This window comes from Paenibacillus arenosi, from assembly GCF_014841135.1.
Classification (GTDB): domain Bacteria; phylum Bacillota; class Bacilli; order Paenibacillales; family Paenibacillaceae; genus Paenibacillus_B; species Paenibacillus_B arenosi.
The window spans coordinates 112,065-136,223 of sequence record NZ_JACYTN010000008.1 but is presented as its reverse complement, the minus strand read 5'-3'; the positions used below and the strand labels follow the sequence as shown (position 1 = coordinate 136,223).

Below are 24,159 nucleotides of genomic sequence, written 5' to 3'. Positions count from 1 at the left end.
AGCATCTAAGCGCGAAGCCCCCCTCAAGATGAGATTTCCCAATTAGTAAGACCCCTTGAAGACGACGAGGTTGATAGGTTCGGGGTGGAAGCACAGTAATGTGTGGAGCTGACGAATACTAATCGGTCGAGGGCTTATCCTAATGAATATGAAGAAGCGTTTTAATCAATTTGCGATCAGTTTTCAAGGTATAACCTTGTAACATATAATATTCCCTGATAGCTCAGTTGGTAGAGCACTCGACTGTTAATCGAGTTGTCACAGGTTCGAGTCCTGTTCGGGGAGCCATTATGGAGAGATGTCCGAGTTGGTCGAAGGAGCACGATTGGAAATCGTGTAGGCGCCAAAAGCGTCTCGGGGGTTCGAATCCCCCTCTCTCCGCCAGAATACGGCCCGTTGGTCAAGGGGTTAAGACACCTCCCTTTCACGGAGGTAACAGGGGTTCGAATCCCCTACGGGTCACCACTTTCAATAACACAAACTGGTAAAAATTGATGGTTGAAAAGTCGAGCGAAACTTGATAAGATATAAGAGTCGCTGGGAAATGAACCAGCAAATAACATGGACGCTTAGCTCAGCTGGGAGAGCATCTGCCTTACAAGCAGAGGGTCGGCGGTTCGATCCCGTCAGCGTCCACCATTAATATCGCGGGGTGGAGCAGTCCGGTAGCTCGTCGGGCTCATAACCCGAAGGTCGTAGGTTCAAATCCTGCCCCCGCAACCAAATAAAATCGTGGAGCTGTGGTGTAGAGGCCTAACATGCCTGCCTGTCACGCAGGAGACCGCGGGTTCGAATCCCGTCAGCTCCGCCATTTCAACTAACGACGAGTAATTGGAATGAATGATTTTATAATTAGGTTCGGTAGCTCAGTCGGTAGAGCAGAGGACTGAAAATCCTCGTGTCGGCGGTTCGATTCCGTCCCGAACCACCATTAAAGTTTAATACGCCGGTGTAGCTCAGTTGGTAGAGCGGCTGACTTGTAATCAGTAGGTCGTGGGTTCGACTCCTATCGCCGGCACCATTATGGAGGCTTAGTGAAGTGGCTAAACACGGCAGACTGTAAATCTGCTCTCTACGAGTTCGGTGGTTCGAATCCATCAGCCTCCACCATTATAGGGGCATAGTTTAAAGGTAGAACAGCGGTCTCCAAAACCGTTAGTGTGGGTTCAATTCCTGCTGCCCCTGCCAGGATGATTTAAAAGAAAATTATTATTTAGAAATTTGGCGATCGTGGCGAAGTGGTTAACGCACCGGTTTGTGGATCCGGCATTCGGGGGTTCAATTCCCCTCGGTCGCCCCAAATTATCTAATGGGGATTAGCCAAGCGGTAAGGCAACGGACTTTGACTCCGTCATGCATAGGTTCAAATCCTATATCCCCAGCCATTAAATGCGGAAATAGCTCAGTGGTAGAGTATCGCCTTGCCAAGGCGAGGGTCGCGGGTTCGAATCCCGTTTTCCGCTCCATAAGGCGCCATAGCCAAGTGGTAAGGCAGAGCTCTGCAAAAGCTCTACCCCCAGTTCGAGTCTGGGTGGCGCCTCCATTTTACTTGTTATGTGCTTGAGCGCCCTTAGCTCAGCTGGATAGAGCGTTTGACTACGAATCAAAAGGTCAGGAGTTCGAATCTCTTAGGGCGCGCCAATTAAAATTAAATATGCCGGTGTGGCGGAATGGCAGACGCGCGCGACTCAAAATCGTGAGGGAAACCGTGGAGGTTCGAGTCCTCTCACCGGCACCATACTTAACAAGTTCAACTCTTGAGAATATCTCAAGAGTTTTTTTGTGTCTATGTATCTTATTTCTTATCCACTTCCATATTTTGAAACTTATTGTGTGCTGATCCGTATTGAATTGTATATCCTTCATATTTATATTATTAGCTCATCTGTACCGCTGCTTTAGTTCAAAAAACGAAGGAGTGAGGCTATGGAAGTTCTATATTGGAGTTTATTGATTCTAGGCATCTTCTATGCTGCTATAACACTATTATTTGGAGATGTGGATGCCGCAATCGGTGAGGTTATACATATTCCATTTCTACAACCTGCTGTTCTAATCGGTGGGCTTACTTCGTTAGGTGCATCTGGTATTTTACTCATACGTTACTCAGACTTATTACCATGGCTTATATTTGTGCTTTCTTTATGTGCTGCAGTTGTGGTCTCCACTATCATGTACTTCTTTTACTTAAAGTCGATAGCAAAGAGTGAACATTCTATTGCTTTCTCTCTGAATGATCTTATTGGGAGCATAGCAGAAGTTCATACTTCTATTCCTTCACAAGGTTATGGTGAAATCATTATTCACTCCAAGACAGGTGCTACTAATCAAATAGCGGCATCGTTCGATGGTATTGATATTCCTTCTTACACGAAAGTTGTCATTATCGACGTTCGAGATCATACGGCCTATGTTTCTCCTATGGAGGAGTTGCAGCGCTTATAGAGCCAGTTATGTACAGATTTTAGATTGAGCGCTCAAGGTCGTTTATCAATAATTGAAAAAGAGGAGAGATTGTATGAATGATGTGTTTCTCATCCCACTTATCGTAGTAGGGGTACTTGTCGTAATTGCTTTAGCCTTCTGGGCTAGGTACAAAACAGTGGGCCCGGATGAAGCGATGATCGTAACGGGATCTTATCTCGGGACTAAAAATGTAAGTAAGGATGAATCCGGACGCAGCATGAAAATTGTTCGTGGCGGTGGAGCATTCATTATCCCTATTTTTCAACAGGCTCAATTTCTATCATTATTATCTCATAAGCTAGATGTTACTACACCCGAAGTATACACAGAACAGGGAGTTCCTGTGTTGACAGATGCTGTGGCTATTATTAAGGTGGGAGGCTCTGTAGAAGATATAGCGACTGCGGCAGAGCAATTTCTAGGTAAACCAACAGAATCATTAAAGAGTGAGGCACAAGAAGTGTTGGAAGGGCATCTTAGAGCGATACTTGGTTCCATGACGGTTGAGGAAGTGTACCGCAATCGCGATCGATTTGCTCAAGAAGTGCAGGCAGTTGCTGCTCGAGATTTGAAGAAGATGGGTCTACAAATTGTTTCCTTTACGATAAAAGATGTAAGAGATAAACATGGCTACTTAGAGGCCTTAGGTAAGCCACGTATTGCAGCAGTTAAACGTGATGCTGAAGTCGCTGAGGCTGAGGCTGTGAGGGATGCTCGTATTCAAAAGGCGAATGCGGATGAGCAGGGGATGAAGGCTGAATTGCTGCGCGATACGAATGTTGCGGAGGCGTCTAAAGAGAAAGAGTTGAAAATTGCTTCCTTCAAACGAGAGCAGGATACCGCTAAAGCGGAAGCGGACCAGGCTTATCATATTCAAGAGGCTCGTTCGAAGCAGACGGTTGTGGAAGAACAGATGCAGGTTGAAATTGTTCGCAGAGAACGGGAAATTGATCTCGAAGCAAAAGAAATATTACGTAGGGAAAAACAGTACGATGCAGAAATGAAAAAGAAGGCGGACGCAGAACGTTATGCTGTGGTTCAGGCTGCAGAGGCAGAGAAGGCGCGCCAAGTGCTCGAAGCTGATGCATTGCAGTACCGAATTGAAGCAGAAGCTAAGGCAAATGCTGAACAGAAGCGTATGGATGGCTTGGCGCATGCAGATGCAGAACGTGCACGTGGTACAGCAGAAGCGGAAGTGATTCGTTTACGTGGTCTTGCTGAAGCAGAGGCGAAGCAGAAATTAGCGGAAGCATTTGAGAAGTTCGGAGAAGCTGCGGTATTGGATATCGTGATGAAGATGCTTCCAGAATTGGCGGGTCGCATTGCTGATCCTATTCGTTCGATTGATAAGTTGACGGTCGTTGATACGGGCAAAGGAGAGGGCGCGGCACGCGTTAGTAACTATGTTACTGAGCTAATGGCGACAGCCCCACAAATGCTTAAAGATGTATCTGGTCTTGATATTGAGAAAATAGTAAAGCGTCTAACCGATGGGCCAACTGCTGACAGTGGGTTGTTCGAGCAGTATAAACAGCAACCTAAACTTCCTGATACAACTATCGCTGTTACTTCTGAGGACAATTCTTAGGCATAAGGCCGATGAGATGTAGGGTCTAAGAAATAGATCTTAGACCCTACATCTTAGACCTACATCTTAGAAATAAAGGAGTAAGCAGTCCATGTATGATGAAATAGATGTGTTTAGGGAGTAGCATGCAAGATTTGTAGCAGTTGTGAGCGGCCCTTAAGGCAGTATGCCGTAAGGGCCGTAACTAGGTTTGGGAGATGAGCCTATCGCAGGTTGGTGAGGTTCCCCGACTTGAGTCTAGGTGCAAATACCGTCCTCAGCCTGTTTTGAATCGTTGGCAAACAACCTAAAATAAAGACATAAGCAAACGACGCAGAAAGGTGGTGACGAACAACGTGGAGAGAAAAGGAAACACGATAGCCCTGCTTCTGATAGGTATCGGAGGAATTATCTTGCTAAGTAAGCTAGGATGGTTGCTTGGTGGGTTGATGGAGTACTTAATTCCTATCGCATTGATCGCTCTTGGTTATTATGGTGTGAAAGCCGGCAATCGATTCTTCGGTGGGTTGTTTATTATTATCGGTGCCTTCTCCTTAATTGGCGAATTCGCTTGGTTCATCGGTTTAATTATCGCAATCGCGATGATTGGATTTGGTGTAAAGATGCTAAAAGATAAACGCGACTACCGATATTAACTCACACCATGATGTAAACTGTACAACTAGCACAAAGGAGGTACCCAGTGCATGAGTAATATATTTCAGCGAGTACGGGATATTACATTGGCAACGTTGAATGAACATCTAGAACGTTCCGAAGACCCGATACGCGTTATTGATAGCTTCCTCTTAAAAACTCGACATGAGATAGAGGAAGCAGAGAGGCTTTACCACCAATACTTAGTTCATGCGAATCAAATGAAGCGTCAACTCAATCAAGCAGAGGAGTTGCGTGAGCGCCGTGAACAACAGGCTTTGATTGCATTGAAGGCTGGCGAAGAACTTGCTGCTAAGCTTGCTTTGCAAGAGAAGATGATGCATGAGGAGAAAGTCATTCACTATACGGAACTGTATGAGAAGAGCAAGCAGGCCATTTTGGAGTTAGAAGCTCAACTGCAGGCACTTAAGAATGAATTCCAATCTGCATATGATAAGCGCCAAATCTACATTGCTCGTATGCAAACCATCCATTTACAACAGCGTATGAATGAGCGTATTGGACAATACGGTCATCAACAAGTGAACGGCATGTTCCGCCGCTTGGAAGATCGCGTTAATGATATGGAATGGGAAACGAACAGTATCCGTGATGTTCGTGGAACGAATGGCGGATATAACGGGGGCCTTGAGCGCGAGTCGAAGCTGGATCAGGAACTGCAGCGCTTGAAGCAGAAGTTGAACACCTCGAAGGAGTGAGTAAGCTATGCAAAAGAAATTTTATCGCTCCGCACGCGACTCTAAATTGTGCGGACTATGTGGAGGCTTGTCCGAGTATTTCGGATTTGACGCATCCTTTATACGAATCTTGTTCGTACTAGGTGTGGTTTTCTCCGGAGGAACGTTGTTGCTAGCTTACTTCTTAGTAGCACTCGTTGTTCCAAAGGAGCCTAAAAATCCTTATGGGCCATATGGAAATCAAGGTCCACATGGCTATTATGAGCCTAATAATTATAACAGCCGTACGTATACGCCAGGTGGAGACTTCTCCAATGGTTACGGTGCACAACAACCAAATGGTTACCGCAATGGCAATGAATTTGCAGGACAGTCTTACAACCACTCTAACCAAAGTGGCATGAATCGTTCTTCTGTAGATTCTATGATGGAAGACATTGAAAAGAAAGCAATGAAACGCGAAATTGAACAATTGAAAGAGCGCTTAGCTCGTTACGAGAAAGGGGACAAGTAAAATGGGAGTATTTAAACGTATTAAGGACATGACTAAAGCATCGGTACATGAAGTGTTGGATAAGGTAGAAGATCCGGTAATGATGTTGAATCAATACTTGCGCGATATGGAATTGGAAATTCATCAAGCAGAGGTAACAGTTGCCAAGCAAATGGCAAATGAACGCCGTATTAAGCATCGCTATGATGAAGCACTTCGTATTTCTGCTGACCGTGAGACACAAGCGGGTCGTGCTTTGCAGGCTGGTCAAGAAGAAGTAGCTCGTAAGCTTCTTGAAGAAAAATTGTACTACGATCAAAAAGTGAATGAGTTCGGTGACTTGCATGCACAGGCTCAGTCTCAAGCACAAGAACTGATGCACCAATTGCACACAATGAAAGATGAGTTCTACAAGCTTCGTAACAAACGCAATGAGCTTGCTGCACGTGCACAAATGGCAAAAGCTCGCAAGCAAATGAACACAATCAGCTCCTTGCATACAATTGAAGCAGGTGGCGCAGCTCGCGGCTTCCACCGTATGGAAGAGAAGATTATGCAATTGGAAGCAGAAGCAGAAGTAATGCGTGCTCCTTACGGCTCGTATCAAGGTGCTGGTTCCTATCAGCCACCAGCTGATCCAGCTAAAGAGTTGGCAGTAGAAGAGCAATTAGCTGCTCTTAAGCAAAAGCTTGGTAAAAAGGAATAAACGTATTCGCTTCATTTAAAATATATGATATTGTAGTAGTTAGACTGAATGGCGATGCAGCATGCATCGCCATTCGTGCCGTTGCGTAAAAGAGCCGACTATTGATGACAGGAGGTGCGGCATGAAAACAGACAATCGAATACTAGCTTATGTGCTCATCTTCGCGGGGATTATCATTCTTATTGGCAAGTTTCTTACCTTCGGTACGTTTTTAGCTCTCGTTATGATTATATTTGGAGTGCGCAAGGTAAGAACGATGGATGTGAAGATTGGCTATACGTTAATCGCTATCGGTGGAGCCATTTTGCTTCTTGAGCATCTGGCACTGTTTATAGGCATTGTTCTTCTGTCATTTGGCGTATTTTATTTTCGAATGCGTGCTGTGCAGCGACATGAGCAAATGATGAAGCGGCATAGTTTTGCTAGCAGCTTAAAATGGGATCGTGTTCCGTTTCATTTACAAAGCCAAAGCTTGTGGCATGTAATTGGGGAGAGTGATATCGATTTATCGTTAGCGTTGTTGGATGAACCTGAAACGACTCTTTTTTTCCAAGGTGCTATGGGTGATGTAGATATTACAATTCCAGATCATATTGGCGTTGAAATCGAGGCAACCGTTTTATTTGGTCATATTGATGTAGAACATAATAAAGAAACGGGCTTCTTCAATAAATGGACATGGCGTTCTCCACACTATGAATTAACGGAACAGAAGGTTAAGTTGAACTTGTCTTACATCATAGGAGACATAGATATTCGAATCCATTAAAATAATAGGGTAGGATAGAAGGGAGAGAAGGTCGCTATGCACCCTAAAAAATCAGGAAACATGGTCTTCCGCACGATCGGGGAGACACTTCTCTTTTCCGTTGCTTTATTTTTTATCATTGTATATATGCTCCAGTCAGCAGGATATGTAAGACCATTTGAAACGTGGATGGAAGGCGTAATTGCAACATTATGGACGCTGTTCGCTGTATGTACAGTGACGATTTTGTTCGCTTTTTATCAAGGTTACAAGACAAAGAGAAGAATTGAGCTGCTGCGCGAATCAATGGTGCTCTTAGAAAAGGGGAATTTATCCCGCCCTATACCTCAGTTAGGGACAGACGAGCTTGGGCAGTTGGCTGAGCAGTTGGGAAGAGTGAGTGAGCGTTGGGAAGAGCAAGTTACTTCTTTACAGCGGTTATCTACGAACAATGCTCAGCTTGCTGAACAAGCACGTATAACAGCTATTATTGAAGAGCGCCAACGATTGGCGCGGGAGCTGCATGATGCCGTTAGTCAGCAGTTGTTCGCGATATCTATGACAGCGACAGCAGTAAAGCGTACACTTGGTCGCGACTTTGATCGCGCTGAGCGTCAAGTTGAATTGATTGAAGAGATGGCTTCCGTGGCTCAATCAGAGATGAGAGCCTTGTTGCTACATTTACGACCCGTGCATTTGGAAGGTAAAGGACTTATTCAAGGTGTTCAGGAATTGGTTCGTGAGTTGCAAATGAAGGTCCCTATCGAGATTCAATGTGAAGTGGATGATGATATTCGTCTCCTTAAAGGTGTAGAGAACCATCTATTTCGCATTATTCAAGAAGCGATGTCTAATACACTTCGTCATTCTAAGGCAGAACGAATGGAGATTCGAATACAGAATCGGGAAGACCATGTTCGTTTAATGATTCGAGACAATGGTGTAGGCTTTGAGTGGCAGGATTCAAAGCAAACCAGCTATGGCTTGCGGACGATGCAAGAACGAGTCCACGAGGTAGGTGGTTCTATACAATTCATTACAGCACCGAGCAAAGGAACTAGAATTGAGATTCGTGTACCCGTTGTGACGGATAATTCGATCTGGAAGGAGGACATTGAAGCAGATGGCAATGGAGACGACGGATATGGAGAGATCAGAGAACATTCGAGTTCTATTGGTGGATGATCATGAAATGGTTCGGATTGGCTTGGCCGCTGTATTAAGTACAGAAGACGGGATTGAGGTCGTTGGCGAAGCGGGAAACGGGATGGATGGTATACGCCTAGCACAAGAGTATAAGCCAGATGTCGTACTCATGGATCTAGTTATGGATGGTATGGATGGCATTGAGACGACACGCAAGCTGCTACAGTTGTATCCTGACTGTAAAGTAATTGTGCTTACTAGTTATCTGGATGATGAGAAGATGTATCCTGTAATAGAAGCAGGAGCATTCAGCTATTTGCTGAAGACCTCTCGTGCAAATGAGGTTGCGGATGCCATCCGAGCGGCAGCACGTGGTCAGTCTGTGCTTGAATCGCAAGTGGCCTCCAAGATGATGAATCGTTTCCGTCAGCCTAAGCAAGCGCAAGCCGCTCATGAGCAGTTGACTGATCGTGAAATGGAAGTCATGCGATTGCTTGCACAAGGTAAGTCGAATCAAGATATTGCTGACGAGCTCTTTATAGGCGTAAAGACGGTTAAGTTCCATGTTACAAACATATTAGCTAAGTTGGAAGTTGAGGATCGTACGCAAGCTGCGATTTATGCGTATAAGAATGGATTAGCTGAATAACGACAGAATGAACAGCCCGACGACATCATGCCGTCGGGCTGTTGTATGGTTGTAACTTCTTTTGACGGCTGAATGTACGTATTGCAGGGGCATTATAAAAGCAGAAGAAACAGGAACGCAATGGCAGCCAAATCAAATCCAAATGCTCCTCTATACGGAGGATAGGGATAGGGTGGGGGGAAGCCGTCAGGCACTGTTCCTGGGTAACTATTAGAATAGGGTTCTCCATACGGATTGCCGTTATAGGGATGACCAACTTCGTAGTCGAAATTAGGATTAAAATCAGAATCTGATGTTGTTTTCCCTGTTGTTCCTTTCTTTTTTCGCGTTGAGTTGGTATTCTTTTTCTTTTTATATTCAGGTTTAGTAGGATGCTGGTTGTCCGTTAGGATGGGAATATGGCTGTGAGATTGAACATGGTACGGATTTTCGTTTAAAATCAGTCTGCCGTCGGCGCAAGAGCTGAGTCGTCCTATATAATGTCTGCCGTCATTTGTAACGACACAAATGGGCCGTCCACAAAATTTTTTGATTTCATTTTCATTTACCTGAATAGGTAACATGCAAAGTTCCTCCTTTCAAAATACAGTGCTGAGGTAGTTTATTCGTCTATAGTCAAATGTGTATAGACGATTACCTAGATAAATATTTTCTATGTAATAAGGAGGAGAGAGGTAAAGTGAGCAATCGAAAAAGTTGGACTTTAGGGATAAGTGGTGGTGTTATTGTACTATTGGTCGTGATTATAATCATTGTTGGAGTAAAAGATAGTGTACTGCTTAGTAATGATACAAGGCACATAGTGTCAAACGAAGCGGGGCATGCGTTACAGCTTTCTATTACAGAGAAAGTTAACAATTTGTGGAAGCTTGCGCAGCATAGTGGAGGAGCTAACTTTGAAACGAAGATCATTATGCAGGGCAGTTATTTGATTAAAGCTGAGGATTGGAAACAGGAAGCGTTAAAATGGAAAGAGAGTATACAGGTTGCAACGCCATTCGTTGCTAGAGAAGAACGAGGTCAAGAAGTATTGCGTGCTAATGACCAAGGTTCAAATTGGAAGCGGGAAATACTTGTATTTGCAGAACAAGATGGAAGGTTGTACTTTACTATTCACTTAACTGGGGTGGAACTGAATGGTAAGGAGCACATTGTTGATGAAGGGGAGCATTTGCATAAGGCGCTTCAAGCCAATAATCATTCTGTGTTGTGGAACAGTGAAATTCGTACGAAAGCAGTAGGGACGCTAGATTCTATGTGGGGGAAAATGCACCGAAAGATGCAGCTGTTAGGGCATGCTAAACCTATAGATAATTATGAAGATATTCGTACTCGTAGTGTATCGTATGAGACGGATTATATGGGGGAAGGTATTAAGATGAAGTCCGGTGTCGCTAATTTGCAAATGGCAGTACATGAGCTGGCAGGGGAAGGGATAACGAGACTTACATTAGGGACTCCATTAATTGCTGGTGAATATTAAAGTGAATTATTAAAGTAGATATACTAGGAAATATGGAATAGATGAATGTTATATGCTAAAATGGCATCACATTCGAATTTAACAGAAGGTTTACATACACGAGTGTTAAGGAATGGAGAGAGATGACAGAGATGAACAATCAAGAGACCATGCTGGCTGAAGGTGCGATATTTTATATTTTCGGCGCTACAGGTGATTTGGCCCGCCGGAAGCTGTTCCCTGCCATTTACAGCTTGTACCGTGAGGACAAGCTTGGGAAGAACTTTGCTGTTGTTGGTTTAGCTCGCCGTCCTCGTACGCAAGAGCAATTCCGTGAGGATGTACGTGCAGCAATTGATGAGTTTTGTCGCTATGATGTACAGCAGGATGAAGATTGGAATGAGTTTGCGAAGCATTTCGAATATAAGCCACTCGACATTAACAATGTTGATGGTTTCCGTGAATTGCAGCAGCAATCCCAACAGTTGGAGCATGAATTCCATATCCCTGGCAATCGTCTGTTCTACTTAGCATTGGCACCAGAGCTGTTTGGTGCAGTGTCATACAATCTACGTGACGGTGGCTTGTTGGATACGAAAGGCTGGTCACGACTAGTGATTGAAAAGCCTTTTGGATATGATCTGGAATCTGCTAAGCAATTAAATGAAGAGCTTCGTTCTGTGTTTAATGAAGATCAGATTTATCGTATTGATCACTATCTAGGCAAAGAGATGGTTCAAAATATTGAAGTTATTCGTTTTGCAAATGCGTTCTTTGAGCCATTATGGAACAACAAGCATATTGCAAATGTTCAAATTTCGTTATCCGAGACGGTTGGTGTCGAAGAGCGTGGCGGATATTACGATCAAGCGGGAGCATTGCGCGACATGGCTCAGAATCATATGCTTCAGATGCTCACGATGATTGCGATGGAGCCGCCAAGCCGCCTGCATCCTGAAGATATTCGGGACGAAAAGGTGAAAGTTCTACGTTCCTTGCGGACTTATGAATCCGATGAAGAGGTTGTTGGAAATGTTGTCCGTGGACAATATTCCGCTGGCTCACTCAATGGTAAGGAATTGCCTGGTTATCGTGAAGAAGACAAAGTAAATCCTGAGTCCACAACGGAGACATATTTGGGTGCGCGTGTCTATGTAGATAATTTCCGCTGGGCAGGAGTGCCGTTCTATATCCGTACAGGCAAGCGATTGCCGGTAAAGACAACGGAAGTTGTTGTAGAATTCAAGAGCATTCCGTCTAGAGTGTACTTGAGCTCCAAGCATAATCTAGAGCCTAACTTGCTCGTTATTCGCGTTAATCCGATGGAAGGCATATACGTTCGCATCAACGGGAAGAAGCCAGGATCAGAAGGTGGTGTTCAGCCGCTTGCGATGGACTTCTGTCAGAGCAGCATCGTTGGTATCAATACGCCAGAGGCTTATGAACGTCTTATCTTTGATGCGGCACGTGGTGATTCCACGTACTTCACTCGTTGGGATGAAGTATCTGAAGCATGGGCATTCGTAGATCGAATTGCTCAAGCTTGGAAGCAGACGAATGAGGATCTTCACTTCTACCCTGCTGGTTCTTGGGGACCGGAACGTGCTAATGAAATGTTAGCAGAAGATGGCTTCCATTGGTGGCCAGTAAATGGACAAGACGAAGATACGGTTGTGTGGAAGTAAGCCTAGCAGCCAAGGGAGGTAACTAACGTTGTTTAAAATTTACGATATTTCCATGACAATAGATGAGAATGTACAAGTATACAAAAACAAAGAAGAGAAGAAGCCGATTATTCGTAATGTGCAGAACTTCTCCAATGCAAAAGCTTACGAGTCCCGCATTGATATTGACGTGCACTGTGGTACACATGTCGATGCACCGCTTCATATGATTGAGAACGGTGAGACGATTGAAACGATCGGCTTGGACAAGCTGGTTGGCAATGCGCGTGTTGTTGATTTGACACACGTTGAAGGCGGTATTGGACGTGCGGATTTGGAGCCATTTGGGCTTCAGCGTGGTGATTGGGTACTGCTGAAAACTCGTAACTCCTTGTCGGAAGAGTTTGATTTCGAGTTCGTCTATCTTGCAGAAGATGGCGCTCAATATTTGATTGAGTTGGGTGTAACAGGCGTAGGTACAGATGGTCTTGGTATCGAACGTGCACAGCCAGAATATACGACTCATCGTCCGTTGTTCAACAACAACGTAATTATCGTTGAAGGTTTGCGCCTCAAAGAAGTTGAGCAAGGCACTTACTTCATGGTCATTGCACCGTTGAAGCTAACAGGCATTGAAGCTGCTCCAGCACGAGCGCTCTTGATCGGTAAATAAGCATGTTATACTATTCACCCCCTGCGGTTATTGGCAGGGGGTGTTTTTGGTGTATGAAGAAGTTCATGAAGAAAATGAGTGATAGATAGTTCAATGGTGGGAAGTAGGAAGTAACCATATGCGGTCGCCGCTATTATTCGTATAGCCAATCATGTGAACAAAATAGCATGCTATGTAAAAATTCACAAAGTTTTAATTCCTATCGAATAACTAGGAAAAAATCCTTGTCATTTTTTAAAACCTTGTTATACTTATTTCTAACGGGGGCTTAGTTAATTTTAACATATGACTGAGCTGTAATTGAATGGGTGTAATGAACGTAAAAGTTCATTTTTATAGGGAGAGGGGAAACGTCATGAAAAGAAAATTGTTATCGTTAACAGCGTTATTAACACTAGTTACTGTAATCGTTACAGCATGCGGTGGAAATGCACCAGCGAGTAACAATTCAACTACAACTACTACAGGGCAAGCGCAAGCTGGGGGCCAGTTAATTGTAGCGGTACAAGAGGATCCTCGTGTATTGAATCCTGTATATGCAGGTGACCGTGTAACTTTGACGATCAATCAGTCTTTATTCTCGCATTTGTATACGTACCACAATGGAGAGAAAAAGTTTGTGTTGGCTGAAAGCCTCACACCGTCTGCTGACAACTTAACGTACACGCTAAAGCTGCGCAAAGGATTGACTTGGCATGATAGCAAGCCAATTACAGCGGATGATGTAGTATTCACAATGGACAGTGTACTGGATGAAAAGCAGCACAGTTCTGATCGCGCAAATTATATTTTCAACGGCAAGCCGCTGCAAGTGAAGAAGGTTGATGAGCTGACAGTTGAGTTCAAGCTTCCGCAAGCATCTGCTGCATTCGAAGGCGTATTGGCTAGCTTTATTCCAATTCCGAAGCATGTGTTTGAAGGAGAAGCAGATCTAGAGAAGAGTAAGAAAAATGAGAAGCCGATCGGTTCTGGGCCTTTCAAATTTAAAGAGTATCGTGCGGGTGAGTATGTCACGCTTGAGCGCTTTGACAACTATTTTGCAGGCAAGCCTAAACTAGATACGGTTACTTACCGCATCGCAAAAGATCCGAATGCAGCTAATATGGCTCTGCAAAATGGTGAATTGCAAATGCGCAAAATTGATGCGGTTGATCATAACAAATTGAACAGCACGAATCGTTTTAATATGGTTACGTACCCAGAAGGTCGTCTTAACTATATGGCATACAACTTGAATGTAGATGTGATGAAGAAGAAAGAAGTTCGTCAAGCAATCGCTTATGCATTGGATCGTAAAGAGCTTATTACAGCAACATATCTATCCGAAGAGTTCGCGAAGCCAGCAGCTTCTATTTTCACACCAGACACGATGTACCATACATCTGAAGTAGAAACGTATGAGCACAATGTAGAGCGTGCAAAAGAATTGCTGACGCAAGCTGGAGCTAGCAATTTGAAGCTTCGTCTAGCTTATGTGAATACAAATAAGGCTCATGAGACACAAGCGTTGTATGTACAGCAGAAGTTAGGGGAAGTAGGCATTACCGTAGAGTTGATGGCGCTGGATTCTGGAGCGTTTGGTAACATGTCCTTGGATATGAACAACACGGCTTATGATCTTTCTTTTGGCGGTTACATTATGGGACATGAACCTGATAGCTATAAGTCTTTGTACTTGAGTGACGCAGCGTATAACTATTCTCATTTTAAAAATCCAGAGTTCGATGCTTTGTGGAACCAAGCAGCTGTAGAGATGGACACAGCGAAGCGTGGAGAACTTTATAAGCAAATCCAACAGACAGTTGCGAATGAAATGACGATTTATCCAATTGCTTATGATAATGCCATTATTGCAGTTGATAAGAAATTTGGCGGGCTGCAAGAAGCCGGTCCGAAGCCGGTCGTTATGTTCGAAGACTTGTCCAAAGTATTTATTCAACAGTAGTAGTAATTCAAACGAATTGAGTTTGTATCATTCTTCAACAAAACAATTGAACTAACACAATGATGAGCGCTGGCAATTTTGCCAGCGCTCCCTTATGGAGGGAACTCCCTGTGCACAAATATATTTTACGGCGTATTTTACAGGCGATACCGCTCTTGATCGTTATTTCGATCGTATCTTTTGCACTCATTAAACTTGCTCCTGGTGATCCAGTACGCTCGTTCGTTACTCCTGATATGAGTCCAGAAGATGTGGAGCGCATCCGTCAGAACATGGGGCTGGATCAGCCTATTTATGTACAGTATTGGCAGTGGCTTGTGAACATGTTGTCAGGTGATTGGGGCTATTCCTTAGTAAACCATCGTCCTGTGTTGACTCTCATTATGGAGCGTCTCCCTGCGACTATTGGTTTGATGGGATCAGCTCTCTTTTTGTCATTACTCATCTCTGTACCATTAAGTATGTATGCAGCTGCTCGTAAAAATAAGGCCGCTGATAAGGTGCTAAGTCTCATTTCGTATATTGGAATTTCGATTCCGAGTTTCTGGTTCGGTATTATGCTGATTTATTTATTCGCGGTTAAGCTGCAATGGCTGCCGAGCATGGGTATGCGAACAATTGGGGTTACATCGTTCTGGGATGTTGTGAAGCATGGAATTTTGCCGTGTACGGTACTCGTATTTATGAATGTTTCTGTCTATATGCGATACATTCGTTCTCAGACGATTAGTCAGCTTGAGGAAGATTACGTACAAATTCAGTATGCGTATGGATCAACGACAGGTACGGTCTTGGTGCGTCATGTACTCAAAAATACACTACTTCCTGTCATCACCATTTTCGGAATGTCGTTCCCAGAATTGATAGCAGGTGCGTTCATTACAGAGTCGGTATTTTCATGGCCTGGCATGGGAGCGCTAGGTATTACGTCGGTATTTGCACTCGATTACCCCGTTATTATGGGGATTACGATGATATCGTCCGTGATGCTTGTGATCGGGAATTTGCTGGCTGATATTTTGTACGGGATCGTCGATCCACGTATTAAAACGATGAGGTAATGAGGTGACTAGAATATGAATGCACTGAAGTTACGACAAGTAGCTACACAGTTTAAGCATCAGAAATTAGCCATTGCGGCACTCGTTGTGTTGGTGGTGTTTACGTTGGCTTCGATATTTGCTTTTTTGTCTCCCTATGATCCGAATAAGATGGTCGTAACGGAACGTTTGCAATCGCCAAATGCGACGCATTGGTTTGGTACCGATGATCGCGGGCGAGATTATTTAGCTCGTGCGCTATATGGTGGTCGTGTTTCGCTCAGTGTTGGATTTCTCTCTATGATTATCGCGGTGGGAATAGGCACTGCTGTGGGAACGATTAGTGGTTATTTTGGTGGCTGGGTTGATAATGTGCTGATGCGTATGGTTGATGTGTTGATGTCGATCCCGTCATTCTTCTTAATGCTTATTTTGAATGCGTATTTGAAGCCAGGCATTTCAACGATTATTATCATTATCGGGATGCTCAGTTGGATGAATATTGCGCGTATTGTACGGGCTGAAACGCTGTCTGTGAAAGAGCGGGAGTATGTCCTGTACGCGCGTGTGTCAGGTCAAAGTGCCTTTAAAATTATCGTGAAGCATATCGTGCCGAGCATGATGCCAACGATTATTGTGGCAGCGACAATCTCGATTGCTTCTTCTATTATGATGGAGTCTTCACTTAGTTTCCTTGGACTTGGTATTCAACCGCCGAACTCCTCTTGGGGAAGTATGTTGAACAATGCGCAAGGATATATCGGGGATGCTCCTTATATGGCACTATTCCCAGGCTTCTTAATCTTGTTGACGGTACTGTCGTTCAACTTCTTGGGAGACGTACTGCGCACAGCGTTTGAGCCGAAGGCAAATCGCAGATAGGTTTAGGAATAGCGCAGCTTATTATATGAATTTGTTGATGATAGAAAATGTGCTTTGTGAAAAAGAAGATATAAGACTACGGGGTGAGTCCTATGACTGAACCATTGTTAGCTGTTCAACAATTACAAACGTCGTTTCATACGCAAGCTGGTGAAGTCCAGTCGGTTCGTGGAGTCAGCTTCACGGTGCGTGAAGGGGATATTGTCGGTATAGTCGGTGAATCGGGAAGCGGCAAGACGATAACGGCGAAATCCATTTTGCGATTGATTCCTTCGCCTGGTGTTATTAAGGGTGGAGTCGTGCAATTCCGTGGGGAAGATATGCTGCAAATGTCTGAGCGGCGTCTGCGTGAAATTCGCGGTAATCAAGTCGCAATGATCTCGCAAGATCCGATGACGGCATTGAACCCGGTTATTAAGGTAGGAACGCAGCTGATGGAAGTACTTCGCCGTCATCGCAAACTTAGCCGTGCGGAAGCCCGCCAGAAAGCAATTGAATTGCTGCGGCAAGTTGGTATCACTTCACCTGAGAAGCGCATCGATCAATATCCGCATGAATTCAGCGGCGGGATGCGGCAGCGTGTTATGATCGCGATGGCTCTGTCATGTGAGCCGGATTTGCTAATTGCCGATGAGCCTACAACGGCGTTGGATGTAACGATCCAAGCTCAAATCTTAAGCTTGATGAAGCGTTTAAGTGATACAACGAAGACATCCATTCTCTTGATTACGCATGACTTGGGCGTGGTGGCGCAAGTATGTACGCGAATTATTGTGATGTACGGCGGCCTTATTATGGAGGAAGGTACGGTTGAAGATATTTTCGAACGACCACAGCATCCTTACACGAAAGGGCTGCTTCGTTCGATCCCGCGTGTAGAGGAAGGTGTGCGGGAACGGTTAATGGCGATTGACGGTTCACCGCCAGACTTGCTGCATCCACCTAGCGGCTGCCCATTTATGGAACGCTGTACAGTGGCGACAGAACGGTGCCACGAGCTTCCGTCTTATGTAGAAGCAGGACCGTCCCATCGTGCCTTGTGCTGGTATGCTGGGCAGGAAGAAGCGGCTGTGTACGAGGAGGTCGGTGGACATGAGCACGAGTAATGCGAATAACGTGTTAATTGAAGTAAAAGGGCTTAACAAGCATTATGCTGCTAAAAAAAGCTTGTTCGGTCGTTCGCAGCAAGTTGTAAGGGCTGTTGATGATGTTAGCTTTACCATTCACCGCGGCGAGACGTTTGGTTTGGTAGGTGAATCGGGCTGTGGAAAGTCAACGACTGGGCGCAGCATTGTTCGTTTACACGATGTGACGGACGGAGAGATTTGGTTCGATGGTCATAATGTGGCGCAAATGAAAGAGCGGGAATTGAAGCCATTCCGCAAGCGAATGCAGACGATATTCCAGGACCCGTATTCTTCATTGAATCCGGGTATGAACGTGACGCAGTTGATTAGTGAGCCGATGGACATTCATCGGCAAGGTACGAAGGCTGAGCAGCGCGATCGTGTACTCGCGCTGCTGGACAAGGTCGGCATGAAACCTGAACATGCGAACCGTTATCCGCATGAGTTCAGCGGTGGTCAGCGGCAGCGAATTAGTATTGCACGTGCCCTCTCGGTGCAACCAGAGTTCGTGATGTGTGATGAGCCGATATCGGCATTGGATGTATCGGTGCAGGCTCAGGTTGTAAATATGCTGGAGGACCTTCAAGCGGAGCTCGGCTTAACGTATTTGTTTATTGCTCATGATCTATCGATGGTGCGCCATATTTCGAATCGAATTGGCGTTATGTACATGGGCAAGCTGGTAGAGCTCGCGCCAAGTGACGAGCTGTATAAACGTCCTGCCCATCCTTATACGCAAGCGCTGCTGGCAGCTATTCCGCATCCTGATCCGAAGCAGGAAATGCAGCCGCCTCCGATTCTAGAGGGTGAGCTGCCAAGCCCGTTGAGTATGGCGGTTGGCTGTTCGTTTGCCTCCCGGTGCCCATATGCGACGGAGCGCTGTCGACAAGAAACACCTGCATGGCGTGAAATTGCTCCACAGCATTATGCGTCCTGCCATCTTCATGAGGCGTAAAGTGCATACCTGTGAATAGGAAGGGGAAATGTGTTATGAGTATGACCATTACAGCGGTAATCTCGCAAAGTACGGCTATTTTATTGGAACGTGCGCGTCAAGCAGGGTTTACGACGGAAGAGCTGCTCGATATTGTTACGGCGAATGATGTACCACGGCTAGAGAGAGCAGCAACGGAACATTTTACGTATGAGGATTGGATTTCTTACGCCAAAAAGCATGGCGAACCATTGGAGCAGGCGATTCGTGAAGGCTATCGTCTAACCTTTAATACGGTTAATGGTCTCAAATGGTGGCTGCGTTATAAATACGATATTGTAGCTGAAGAGGATTATGAGGTCGGCGATGGTCGCTTCAACGGATTGAAATTGAGTGCGGTTCAAATCACAGAATTGAAGCAAGTTATTGCCCGCAACTGGGTCGTTATTGACGAAGTTGAGCATGAGCAAATTGCTTCCACACGATCTCGTGTGATCGACGTAGCTGTTAGAGCAAAGCTAACTGAATCGTAACGCAACGATATTATTACCGATTGTAAGTAAATAAGAGCAGAGTGGATGAGCTTCGAAAGAAGAGCTTGTTCACTCTGCTTTTTTGCGTGTTGAGTTTCGAGTTTTGCTAGGTATGTCGTATATATTTTGTTCTAGCATTTATAATGTGGAGTCTCCATTTACGTTTGAACCTTTGAAGCGAATGTTAGCTTATGTCATCGTTTGCTACAATATCAACGGCGAGCTTCACTGCGTCCCGACCTGCGCCACAGATGAGAGCGGAGCTTCTTGCTTGCTGCCATGGCATGCCGATTACAAACAGTCCGGGAATCTGGGTATGATGGCCACGGTACATTATGTGACCTTGTGAATTGCGTAAATTAGGAAGCTTGAGCCAATCATGATCTTGTTTGAATCCAGTTGCCCATATGATTGACGTAGGGGACAAGGTAGAGCTGTCTGCGAATACGATGGAACTGGAAGCATTGTCCCAAGCTTCTGCTGCCTTCATCAATTGAATGTCTCCAGTATCCAGTGCTTCTTTTAATTCATAGCTGAACAGGGGATCACCTTGTTTGCGCAGTAAACGAGCCCGCCAACTATCGGTAGGGGCATGTAAAAAACCTAGTGTATCCATCCATTCGAACGTACTTCGCCCGAGTGTTCGAAGCGGAAGATGGCGTATGGGGGAGCGTACGGAAAAGCTTACTTGATGCGTACGTGACAGCTCAACAGCGATCTGTGCTCCTGAATTACCGCCACCTACAACAAGCACGATACCTGTCGGCAACTGATCAGGCCGCAAATAGGAGCTGGAGTGGATCTGCATAATGGAAGGACTAATCTGCTGGGCCCATTCGGGAACGAAAGGCACAGAAAAAGCCCCATGTGCCAATACGAGTTGTTTGCAGCACAGCGGCTTATCAAATCCGTGAATCATGAGATGGAACCTGCCACCACTGCATGGCTGATCAGTTTGTAGCTGTGCGGATATTTCATGTGTCGGTTCTTGTTGCGGTTGATGGTTATGTGTGCTCGTTGTATGATTTTGATTAATAAGTTGTACAGACGTTACATCACAGTTTCTTAAAATTGGAAGCTCGTTATGCTCCGCATAGTGCTCCATGTAGTCGGCCATTTCATCTTTGTTCGGGAAGCCTTCTGGATCACCTGACAGTGGAAGGCCAGGAAGCTGGCTGTATTTGCGAGGTGTAAATAACTTCAAGGAATCGTAGCGGCTGCGCCAGTTATCTCCTACTTGTGCTTGTCGATCCAAGATGAGCATGGACATTGCTGAATTCATTTCTTTCATTCGTGCACCGAGAGCTAATCCTGCCTGCCCTGCACCAATAATGACTAGGTCAAGAGTATCATGAGCGGCTGTATAGTTATGGATAACTTCGTGACTAAATGAGAACATAGATAGGTTAGAGGACAGGCTTGTTCCTGAATATGCATTACTTTTAGATAAGGCAGGCACATTAGTAATACTTGAACTTGATGACTGTGAAGGCATCGTTGATTGCCTCGATAAATGGGCTACATTTGTATTCGTTACATGTGTCATATCGAACAGCCTCCCTATCAAATTTTTTATTATTATAACATTATTAATATTATTTGAATATTAGAAAAGTCAGAAAAAGAATTGGTCGCCCCATTTATGAGGCTTTCTATTTTGTGTTACAATAGGAGATACGTGATTTTGTGATGAGAGGGCTAAAATAATGAGCAAATCCTTAACGGAACAATTAAAGCAAGAAGTTGAGAAGCGTCGTACGTTCGCTATCATTTCTCACCCGGATGCGGGTAAAACAACATTAACAGAGAAGCTTCTTCTATTCGGAGGAGCAATCCGCCTTGCAGGTACAGTTAAGGCGAGAAAAGCAAGCAAGCACGCAACAAGTGACTGGATGGAGATCGAGAAGCAGCGTGGTATCTCTGTAACTTCCTCGGTTATGCAGTTTGACTATAATGGACACCGCATTAACATTTTGGATACGCCTGGTCACCAAGACTTCAGTGAAGATACGTACCGTACATTGACTGCTGCAGACAGCGCGGTCATGTTGATTGACGTTGCTAAGGGTGTCGAGGCACAGACGATTAAGTTGTTCCAAGTATGTGCGAAGCGTGGAATTCCGATCTTTACGTTTATTAACAAGCTTGACCGTGAAGGTCGCAGTCCGTTCGAACTATTGGAAGAGTTGGAGCAAGTACTTGGTATTCGCTCAGTGCCGATGAACTGGCCAATTGGTATGGGCCGTGGCCTGTGTGGGGTCTATGACCGCATGAATAATCAGGTTGAGCTATTCCAAGGCGATGATCATTCCAACATTCAAGTACAGAAGGTTGAAGACTACCGTGATCCGCATATCCGCGAGATGGCGGGCGAGTTCTTGCATGATCAACTGTGCGAAGAGTTGGAGCTGCTTGATGTAGCAGGGGACGAGTTTGACTATGAAAAAGTGAAGCGCGGCGAATTGACGCCTGTATTTTTCGGAAGTGCGATCAACAACTTTGGTTTGCAAACGTTCTTGGAGAACTTCCTTAAACTTGCACCGTCGCCAGCACCGCGTCAATCGACTACCGGTGAAGTTGACCCGACGAACGAGAAATTCTCTGGCTATGTGTTCAAGATTCAAGCGAATATGAACCCAGCGCACCGCGATCGTATTGCATTCTTGCGTATTTGTTCAGGCAAATTCCAACGCGGTATGAGTGTAAGGCATGTTCGTGCTGGTAAAGATATTAAGCTGGCACAGCCACAGCAGTTCCTAGCACAGGATCGTGATATCGTGGATGAGGCGTTCCCAGGCGATATTATCGGTTTGTTCGATCCGGGTATTTTCCGTATCGGTGACAGCTTGAGCCAAGGTTCTGAGGTTGTATTTGATGAGCTGCCAACGTTCTCGCCTGAAATCTTTGCTCGTGTAACGGTGAAAAATGCATTGAAGCACAAGCAATACCAAAAAGGTGTAGATCAACTGACAGAAGAGGGTACGATTCAAGTATTCCACAATGCAGGTGTGTTCGATGAAACGATCCTCGGCGTTGTTGGTCAACTTCAGTTTGAAGTATTTGAGCATCGTATGAAAGCGGAGTATGGGGTAGATGTGCAATTGCAGCGTCTAGGATTCCAATTTGCTCGTTGGGTAGTTGGTTCGCAAATCGATCCGACGAAGTTCCGTATCAACTCTCAGCTTGTTAAAGATAAGAAAGATAACTTTGTTGCACTGTTCGAAAACGAGTATGCAATGCGTACCGCTATGGAAAAAATGCCAGATGTGAAATTCCTTGAGACTGCACCGTAAGGCGTTTAACGGATATAATAGGTTATTAAAATGGAAAGAGCTCTTCATCGTTATGGTGAGGAGCTTTTTTTTGTGTTCACATATACACTGAAGTTTGCAGGAAATAACTACCTGATTTACATTAACGCTGCGTCAATGTTTACAATATAGCTAACACGTGTTATCGGAACATTTTGAAGAGGTGACGTCACTATGAAAATACAAGATGTGTCGCGGCAGCTAGCAATGACTACACGTTCCATCCGCTATTATGAAGAACGTGGATTGCTAGGTGCTATTTTGAAGGAGGATAACGGCTATCGCATATTCCGGGAGGAGGATGTGGAGCGGTTAAGGTTGATTGGTTGGCTGCGCGAACTTGGGATGTCTATCGAGGACATACGCGGCTGTTTAGATGAAGTGATGGTTGGAGATATGGCAGCGATGAAAGTTCATATGATGCGGCGTCGCAAAGCATTTGTTGAGGAGATTGTGCAGTTGAAGCTGTTAATTCAACAGATGGATCAGTTGATTCATCCATCAGAAAATACGGAAGGGACATGGTTAGCGATGAAATTAGAGCAGGCGGCAGAACAAGCGAAACGGGTTGAGCAAGCTCGTAATTCGTGGGAGGATAAATGGGATTTTGATAGCTTAGCTAAGCAGTATGATACACAAGTGAAAGATGTGAAGCGTAAGCATGCACCTACATGTGAGCACCAAGAGCATGCACAAGCAAACGCTCATGATCATGCAGAAGCTAATACGCACAGTCATGGTCAATCACATGGTTGTGGTTATGCTCATCACCACAGTCATGCTCATTCAGCAGAACATACACATGGCCATAGCCACGCTCATTCCCAAGAACAAGCACATGGGCAGGGCCATTCGAGTAATCATAATCACTCACATGGGCATTCACATGGTCCTGTAAATTATAACGGATCTTTGCAGAGAGCAAGCGAACTTGCGAATATTAAAGCTGGAGATCATGGATTGGACTTAGGTATCGGTACGGGCAATTTAGCTGCCTGTTGTTTATCCAAGGGAGCTATCATGACAGGAGTTGACCAATCGGAGCAGATGCTGGAGCGCTGTCGGGAAAAATGGCCATCTGTTCGATTGCTGTTAGGTAATATGATGGCTTTGCCTGTTGTAAATGAGACGTTCGACTTTGTTGTTTCGTCGTTTGCGCTTCATCATTTGACCGAAGAGCAGCAGCATATTGCCTTGCTAGAAATGGATCAAGTCGTTGTGCCAGGAAGTAGATTGGTTCTCGTCGACATGATGTTTGCAGATGAGGCACATCGTCAATCTTACTATGCAGAGGTAAGACAATCAGGAAGTGAGGATCAAATTGAGAAATTGAGCAAGGTTGATTATCCGGATCGTTCCAAGCTGCTGGCTTGGCTGCGTTCTAATGGATACGAAGCGGATATGGAGCAGTTGGATACATGGACCTCAATTGTTTACGCAGTCAAACAGAAATAACAT

22 protein-coding genes, 16 tRNA genes and 1 rRNA gene are annotated in these 24,159 nt (G+C 44.9%); 37 read left to right on the top strand and 2 right to left on the bottom strand.

Going from position 1 to position 24,159, the window contains the following annotated elements; all coding sequences use genetic code 11:
* The 26 genes from IFO66_RS12935 to IFO66_RS12810 form a co-directional block, all read left to right on the top strand.
* Window positions 1-142, top strand: a 23S ribosomal RNA gene (locus IFO66_RS12935); the annotation flags it as partial.
* 70 nt (window positions 143-212) lie between these two features.
* Window positions 213-288: transfer RNA gene (locus IFO66_RS12930), tRNA-Asn, on the top strand.
* Window positions 289-292: 4 nt separating this feature from the next.
* Window positions 293-384 (top strand) — tRNA-Ser (locus IFO66_RS12925).
* 6 nt (window positions 385-390) lie between these two features.
* Window positions 391-465, top strand: a tRNA-Glu gene (locus tag IFO66_RS12920).
* Window positions 466-563: 98 nt separating this feature from the next.
* Window positions 564-639 (top strand) — tRNA-Val (locus tag IFO66_RS12915).
* Between the two features lie 7 nt (window positions 640-646).
* Window positions 647-723: transfer RNA gene (locus tag IFO66_RS12910), tRNA-Met, on the top strand.
* A gap of 11 nt (window positions 724-734) precedes the next feature.
* A tRNA-Asp gene (locus tag IFO66_RS12905) sits at window positions 735-811 on the top strand.
* Between the two features lie 44 nt (window positions 812-855).
* Window positions 856-931, top strand: a tRNA-Phe gene (locus tag IFO66_RS12900).
* Between the two features lie 14 nt (window positions 932-945).
* Window positions 946-1,021: transfer RNA gene (locus IFO66_RS12895), tRNA-Thr, on the top strand.
* 4 nt (window positions 1,022-1,025) lie between these two features.
* Window positions 1,026-1,110 (top strand) — tRNA-Tyr (locus IFO66_RS12890).
* 4 nt (window positions 1,111-1,114) lie between these two features.
* A tRNA-Trp gene (locus tag IFO66_RS12885) sits at window positions 1,115-1,188 on the top strand.
* Between the two features lie 36 nt (window positions 1,189-1,224).
* A tRNA-His gene (locus IFO66_RS12880) sits at window positions 1,225-1,300 on the top strand.
* Between the two features lie 10 nt (window positions 1,301-1,310).
* Window positions 1,311-1,385, top strand: a tRNA-Gln gene (locus IFO66_RS12875).
* Window positions 1,386-1,391: 6 nt separating this feature from the next.
* Window positions 1,392-1,466: transfer RNA gene (locus tag IFO66_RS12870), tRNA-Gly, on the top strand.
* A gap of 3 nt (window positions 1,467-1,469) precedes the next feature.
* Window positions 1,470-1,543, top strand: a tRNA-Cys gene (locus IFO66_RS12865).
* A 21-nt stretch (window positions 1,544-1,564) separates the two neighbouring features.
* Window positions 1,565-1,641 (top strand) — tRNA-Arg (locus IFO66_RS12860).
* A 15-nt stretch (window positions 1,642-1,656) separates the two neighbouring features.
* A tRNA-Leu gene (locus tag IFO66_RS12855) sits at window positions 1,657-1,738 on the top strand.
* Between the two features lie 188 nt (window positions 1,739-1,926).
* The gene (locus IFO66_RS12850) at window positions 1,927-2,445 is read left to right on the top strand and encodes an NfeD family protein (RefSeq protein WP_192025523.1); all 519 of its coding nucleotides are present in this window, start codon (window positions 1,927-1,929) and stop codon (window positions 2,443-2,445) included.
* A gap of 73 nt (window positions 2,446-2,518) precedes the next feature.
* On the top strand, window positions 2,519-4,054 hold the full coding sequence (locus IFO66_RS12845; RefSeq protein WP_192025522.1) for a flotillin family protein: 1,536 nt from the start codon (window positions 2,519-2,521) through the stop codon (window positions 4,052-4,054).
* A 335-nt stretch (window positions 4,055-4,389) separates the two neighbouring features.
* Window positions 4,390-4,689 carry a LiaF transmembrane domain-containing protein gene (locus IFO66_RS12840; RefSeq protein WP_192025521.1) on the top strand — a complete coding sequence of 100 codons (300 nt, stop codon included), beginning with the start codon at window positions 4,390-4,392 and terminating at the stop codon, window positions 4,687-4,689.
* Window positions 4,690-4,740: 51 nt separating this feature from the next.
* Window positions 4,741-5,409 carry a PspA/IM30 family protein gene (locus IFO66_RS12835; RefSeq protein ID WP_192025520.1) on the top strand — a complete coding sequence of 223 codons (669 nt, stop codon included), beginning with the start codon at window positions 4,741-4,743 and terminating at the stop codon, window positions 5,407-5,409.
* A gap of 7 nt (window positions 5,410-5,416) precedes the next feature.
* On the top strand, window positions 5,417-5,902 hold the full coding sequence (locus IFO66_RS12830; RefSeq protein ID WP_192025519.1) for a PspC domain-containing protein: 486 nt from the start codon (window positions 5,417-5,419) through the stop codon (window positions 5,900-5,902).
* A gap of 1 nt (window position 5,903) precedes the next feature.
* The gene (locus IFO66_RS12825) at window positions 5,904-6,587 is read left to right on the top strand and encodes a PspA/IM30 family protein (RefSeq protein WP_192025518.1); all 684 of its coding nucleotides are present in this window, start codon (window positions 5,904-5,906) and stop codon (window positions 6,585-6,587) included.
* Window positions 6,588-6,708: 121 nt separating this feature from the next.
* Window positions 6,709-7,356, top strand: a complete 648-nt coding sequence (liaF, locus tag IFO66_RS12820; protein WP_192025517.1) for a cell wall-active antibiotics response protein LiaF — start codon at window positions 6,709-6,711, stop codon at window positions 7,354-7,356.
* Between the two features lie 36 nt (window positions 7,357-7,392).
* Window positions 7,393-8,520, top strand: coding sequence for a sensor histidine kinase (locus IFO66_RS12815; RefSeq protein ID WP_192025516.1), 1,128 nt, complete (start codon window positions 7,393-7,395; stop codon window positions 8,518-8,520).
* Window positions 8,480-9,130, top strand: coding sequence for a response regulator transcription factor (locus IFO66_RS12810; protein ID WP_192025543.1), 651 nt, complete (start codon window positions 8,480-8,482; stop codon window positions 9,128-9,130). The genes IFO66_RS12815 and IFO66_RS12810 overlap by 41 nt, the downstream gene beginning before the upstream one ends.
* 92 nt (window positions 9,131-9,222) lie before the next feature.
* Here the strand turns inward: IFO66_RS12810 and IFO66_RS12805 are convergent, their stop codons facing one another.
* Window positions 9,223-9,693 (bottom strand): LSm family protein, encoded by a 471-nt coding sequence (locus IFO66_RS12805; protein WP_192025515.1) that lies wholly within the window; start codon window positions 9,691-9,693, stop codon window positions 9,223-9,225.
* 116 nt (window positions 9,694-9,809) lie between these two features.
* Here IFO66_RS12805 and IFO66_RS12800 point away from each other — a divergent pair, with 116 nt between their 5' ends.
* The 9 genes from IFO66_RS12800 to IFO66_RS12760 all read left to right on the top strand — a co-directional run bounded on the left by IFO66_RS12800 (window position 9,810) and on the right by IFO66_RS12760 (window position 19,390).
* The gene (locus tag IFO66_RS12800) at window positions 9,810-10,613 is read left to right on the top strand and encodes a YwmB family TATA-box binding protein (RefSeq protein WP_192025514.1); all 804 of its coding nucleotides are present in this window, start codon (window positions 9,810-9,812) and stop codon (window positions 10,611-10,613) included.
* Between the two features lie 122 nt (window positions 10,614-10,735).
* Window positions 10,736-12,277 (top strand): glucose-6-phosphate dehydrogenase, encoded by a 1,542-nt coding sequence (zwf, locus tag IFO66_RS12795; protein WP_192025513.1) that lies wholly within the window; start codon window positions 10,736-10,738, stop codon window positions 12,275-12,277.
* 28 nt (window positions 12,278-12,305) lie between these two features.
* Entirely contained in the window at window positions 12,306-12,929 is a 624-nt protein-coding gene (locus tag IFO66_RS12790; protein WP_028593992.1) for a cyclase family protein, read from the top strand.
* Window positions 12,930-13,284: 355 nt separating this feature from the next.
* A complete protein-coding gene (locus IFO66_RS12785) occupies window positions 13,285-14,874 on the top strand; it encodes an ABC transporter substrate-binding protein (RefSeq protein WP_192025512.1) in 1,590 nt (529 codons plus the stop codon).
* A gap of 110 nt (window positions 14,875-14,984) precedes the next feature.
* Window positions 14,985-15,935: an ABC transporter permease subunit gene (locus IFO66_RS12780; RefSeq protein ID WP_192025511.1), complete on the top strand. Its 951-nt coding sequence runs from the start codon at window positions 14,985-14,987 to the stop codon at window positions 15,933-15,935.
* A gap of 15 nt (window positions 15,936-15,950) precedes the next feature.
* The gene (locus IFO66_RS12775) at window positions 15,951-16,796 is read left to right on the top strand and encodes an ABC transporter permease (protein ID WP_192025510.1); all 846 of its coding nucleotides are present in this window, start codon (window positions 15,951-15,953) and stop codon (window positions 16,794-16,796) included.
* Between the two features lie 92 nt (window positions 16,797-16,888).
* Window positions 16,889-17,902, top strand: coding sequence for an ABC transporter ATP-binding protein (locus IFO66_RS12770; RefSeq protein WP_192025509.1), 1,014 nt, complete (start codon window positions 16,889-16,891; stop codon window positions 17,900-17,902).
* Entirely contained in the window at window positions 17,889-18,878 is a 990-nt protein-coding gene (locus IFO66_RS12765; protein ID WP_192025508.1) for an ABC transporter ATP-binding protein, read from the top strand. The genes IFO66_RS12770 and IFO66_RS12765 overlap by 14 nt, the downstream gene beginning before the upstream one ends.
* A 35-nt stretch (window positions 18,879-18,913) precedes the next feature.
* Complete coding sequence (locus tag IFO66_RS12760; protein ID WP_192025507.1) at window positions 18,914-19,390, top strand: hypothetical protein; 477 nt, start codon at window positions 18,914-18,916, stop codon at window positions 19,388-19,390.
* 184 nt (window positions 19,391-19,574) lie between these two features.
* On the opposite strand, the gene IFO66_RS12755 is transcribed toward IFO66_RS12760, so the two are convergent.
* Complete coding sequence (locus tag IFO66_RS12755; protein WP_225445730.1) at window positions 19,575-20,936, bottom strand: flavin-containing monooxygenase; 1,362 nt, start codon at window positions 20,934-20,936, stop codon at window positions 19,575-19,577.
* A 160-nt stretch (window positions 20,937-21,096) separates the two neighbouring features.
* On the opposite strand from IFO66_RS12755, the gene IFO66_RS12750 reads away from it, so the two are divergent.
* Window positions 21,097-22,683, top strand: a complete 1,587-nt coding sequence (locus IFO66_RS12750) for a peptide chain release factor 3 (protein WP_192025506.1) — start codon at window positions 21,097-21,099, stop codon at window positions 22,681-22,683.
* A 192-nt stretch (window positions 22,684-22,875) separates the two neighbouring features.
* A complete protein-coding gene (locus IFO66_RS12745) occupies window positions 22,876-24,156 on the top strand; it encodes a MerR family transcriptional regulator (RefSeq protein WP_192025505.1) in 1,281 nt (426 codons plus the stop codon).
* The last annotated feature ends 3 nt before the right edge of the window (window positions 24,157-24,159 follow it).